The 3,880-nt window shown below is 26.7% G+C and carries 3 protein-coding genes and 1 pseudogene; 1 reads left to right on the top strand and 3 read right to left on the bottom strand.

Features of this window, described 5'->3' with window-relative positions; translation table 11 throughout:
- The 3 genes from ACTG3S_RS09640 to ACTG3S_RS09630 form a co-directional block, all read right to left on the bottom strand.
- A partial coding sequence (locus ACTG3S_RS09640; RefSeq protein ID WP_439129152.1) for a TonB-dependent receptor plug domain-containing protein occupies positions 1 to 1,429 on the bottom strand: 1,429 nt, incomplete at its 3' end.
- A complete protein-coding gene (locus tag ACTG3S_RS09635; RefSeq protein ID WP_439129151.1) occupies positions 1,429 to 2,367 on the bottom strand; it encodes a FecR family protein in 939 nt (312 codons plus the stop codon). The genes ACTG3S_RS09640 and ACTG3S_RS09635, both read right to left, overlap by 1 nt.
- Before the next feature lie 48 nt (positions 2,368 to 2,415).
- Entirely contained in the window at positions 2,416 to 2,928 is a 513-nt protein-coding gene (locus ACTG3S_RS09630) for an RNA polymerase sigma factor (RefSeq protein WP_439129150.1), read from the bottom strand.
- 160 nt (positions 2,929 to 3,088) lie between these two features.
- Here ACTG3S_RS09630 and ACTG3S_RS09625 point away from each other — a divergent pair.
- Positions 3,089 to 3,880: pseudogene (locus ACTG3S_RS09625) on the top strand (hypothetical protein); the annotation flags it as partial.

Here is a 3,880-nt window from a genome sequence, read left to right as displayed (position 1 = left end):
ATTCAAAAAAAGAAAAATTTCTGTTAATATAGTTTGTGTATAAAGAATACGTATTAAGCATATCTCTGTTACTATCTAAAATATATTTTACATCCGTGGTATTTATATAAGAATAACCTACATCTTTAAAGTTAGATTGAAACCCAAATAAAGTTGAGTTTCCAGTGGCACTAATTGTATTTATTTCGGTTGAAAAGGTGGTGCTTTTAATTGTATTTAATTTTTCAAAATCAGAGATTTGTTCATCATTCTTTAACGTAATGAAATTATAAAACAAATTAAAATTTGAAACGCTATATTCTGTTTTTTGTAAGGTATTTTCACTCCATTTTTTTCTCCAATTAATATTAAATCCGTCATTTTCTGTATCTAAAATATCTTCATACAAATTGTTTTTATTGTTTATATTTTCAAAATAATGTTCTAAATCATTGTCTATATGAATTGTACTTAAAGAAAACTTATTCTTATTATTCAGTTCATAATTTACCTTAATGGTATTATCTTTAAAATAAAATATGTCATCAGAATTTTTAGCATTGTGTATATCTGTAGATTGAAAAACTTTGTCTTCAATTTTTTCAAATATGCCAGTTTCATAAATTTTATGGTAAGAATTTCTATGAGAAACCAAAATACTCAATTTATCTTTTATAATAGGTGCTTCTATAAAAGCATCTACACTTAATCCGTTTAAACCAACCCCAATATTCATTTTTTTTGCAACAGAATTTGTTGTAGAAATATCTATAACACTAGAAATACTCTCGCCATATTTTGCTGTAACTCCTTTATTTAAAAAAGTAACATTTTCTGATATATTTGGATTAAAAGGAGAAATCATTCCAAAAAAATGGCCACTGTGATACATTGTAATTCCATCCCAAATTATTTGATTTTGATCTGGTGTACCTCCTCTAACATTTAAGCCTGTTGCTGTTTCATTTGGGCTAATAACTCCTGGTAATTCTTGTAAACTTTCCAAAACGTCAGCTTCAATCAAACCAGGTAAAATTTCTAACTGTTTTGGTTTTATTTTAAAAGATCCATCTTTGTTTTTGTTAATACCATTAGATATATAGCTTTTAATAACTACTTCATCAAGAATTTTTGTTGTATTATTTGCAAAGATTTGTTTTCTTTTTGCTACTGAAATAAAACGATTGTTTATTTTTTTAAGATCTAGATCTAATAGTTCAGAGATTTCATCTAAAACAGCATCTAAACTTCTATTGCCTTTTTTTAAGAAAATAGTTTTTCCAACTATAATATCATCTGTATAAGATATTTTTACATTAAACTCTTTTTCTATAATTATAAAAGCTTCAGACACTTTAATATTATTAAAAAAAATAGGTTTTTCAATTTTCTCTTGTGCGCTTAAAAAATTAAAACTAATACAAAATAGAAAAGCAACTATTTTTCTCATTATTTTTTAGATAAAAAAATTGTTTTGTTTTTTATTCTATACTGCATATTTATGGTGTTAAATACAGAAGATAATGCTATATCAATATTTTTATTATCAAAAGAACCTGTAAACAGTAGAGTATCATCTATAGAATTGCTATTAATTTTTATGTTAAATTGATTTTCTAAAGACCTTATTACTTCTGCCAAAGGTACACTTCTAAAATCACTTTCTCCATCAATCCAAGTTGGTTGTATTGCAGATAAATTTAAAGTTTCTTCAGTAACAATTCCATTTATATTTCTAATAGATGTATTAGGTGTTAAAATATAATCTTTAGTATTGTTTACTACTTTTACTTTACCCTCATAACAAATTACTTCAAAAAAATTATTATGATTATTCACATTAAATTGGGTGCCTAAAACAGTAACAGTTCCATTATCTGTAACAACAGTAAAAGTGCTACCTTTTTGTACTTTAAAAAAGGCTTCTCCTTTAAGGTGTACTTCTCTTTTGTTTTTCCAATCTTCTTTATTATAGGTCAATTCAGATTTTGCGTTTAAAATTACTTCAGAATTGTCTAAAAGAGCAATTGTTTTGTGTTCTCCAAAATCGGCAGTAAAAAGTACATCACTATTTGTTAAATAGTTAGATATGCTAAAAAATAGCACAAGAGATGCTGCTACTGCAATAGCACTTTTAAAATATAAAGACCTAACTTTAGAATGTTTTTTAACAACATTCTCTTTTTTACTATTTATTTTATCCAGTATTTTAGAAAATGTGTTTTCTGTTGGTGCTTCTATATAATCGAAAACCTCTATACCAGATTTTAATTTTATATAAGAGTTATAATCCTCTTCAGAAACTAACTTTTTTAATTGGTTGTTGGTAAGTTTACCAGCAATCCAATCAGCCAAATAAGTATTGTTAAATGTATTTTTTTGTTCCATTTTTTTGCTTGATATTAATAATACAACTGAAAGTATAAAAACCCTACCTTAAATGATATCTATTTTTTCTTTTAATGCCTTTACAGCAGTATGCATTCTTTTTTCTACAGCTTTTACGCTAATATTTAATTGTGTAGCTATTTCTTTATATTTCTTTTTTTCTATTCTACTTAATAAAAACACTTCTCTTTGTTTTTCTGTTAAACTAGCAATTGCATTTTGTAGTTTGTCATAAAATTCATTTTCTAAAAAAACAAACTCTGGAGATTCATTACTGTGCTCATGTACAAAACTTTTCTGGTGCTTATCTATTACTTTATTGTGTTTAACAATGTTAAGAAACAAATTATTTGCAATTGTAAACAAATAGTTTTTCACAGTATCAAATTTTACATTTTTGCATTCATCCCAAAGTTTCACAAAAGTATCCTGAACAATATCTTCAGTTAGGTCAATATCTTTAGTTTTAAATAAGATAAAACGTTTTACATCTTTAGCATAACTATTAAAAATGTTTTCGAAAATTTTAGGACTACAAACATTTTTTAAATCTTTTATCATATAAGATCATTAATTTTAAAAGGAGTTTTAAAGGAGCTTTCAAATGTAGTTAAAAAAATAAATAAAAAAAGGTAGGGGTTTTTATTTTGAGATTGTATAGTATTTGAAGAGTCGTAAAAAAGGGCTTTTAAAATTAAAAATAACTTTAAAATTAAATAAAATGAAAACTTTAAAATCAATTACCTTATTAATGTTAGTTTCTTTATTAACATTCTCTTGTACTTCAAATCTTGATAATGAAACTACAGACCCAAATGAAACGAATGAAACCACAGAAAAAAGTGCGTCAGCAAAAATAGTGGTAGAAGTTGTAAAAAGTCACTTAAAAGCAGACGGTTCTTTTTACAATGCAACCAACCCAGAAAGCAGTATGACTTTCGATTTAGGTTTCAAGTTTTCTTACCCAGTATCTATTTCTTACAATAACGGTACCAAAGTTCAAATCAATTCTATAGAAGAATTAGCAAGTATTGCAAAAAACATTACTACTGCAAACTATGTAGATGGTATAAGTTTTCCTTTTGATATTGATAAGGACGGCACTAAAGAAACTATAAATTCTGAAAACGATTTTATTGCAACGATAAACAGTAAAGATACAGATAGTGACGGTACACCAGATTATCAAGATACTGATGATGATGGAGATGGTGCAAACGATATTGATGAAGACGCAAATAAAGATGGAGATTCTACAAACGATGATGCAGACAATGATGGTTTACCTAATTACCAAGATACAGATTCTGATAACGATGGGCAATTAGACCAAGATGAAGATAATGATGGTGATGGTGACCATACAAACGATGATTCTGATAATGATGGGAATCCAGATTACACAGACACAGATTCTGATAATGACGGTACTGATGATGGTGATGATGAGGATGATGATAATGATGGTACAAATGATACTGACGAGCATAATGGAAATGGTGATGACAATGAT

This window comes from Polaribacter sp., from assembly GCF_965656025.1.
Lineage (GTDB): Bacteria > Bacteroidota > Bacteroidia > Flavobacteriales > Flavobacteriaceae > Polaribacter.
This window is presented reverse-complemented; position numbering and strand designations above follow the sequence as displayed.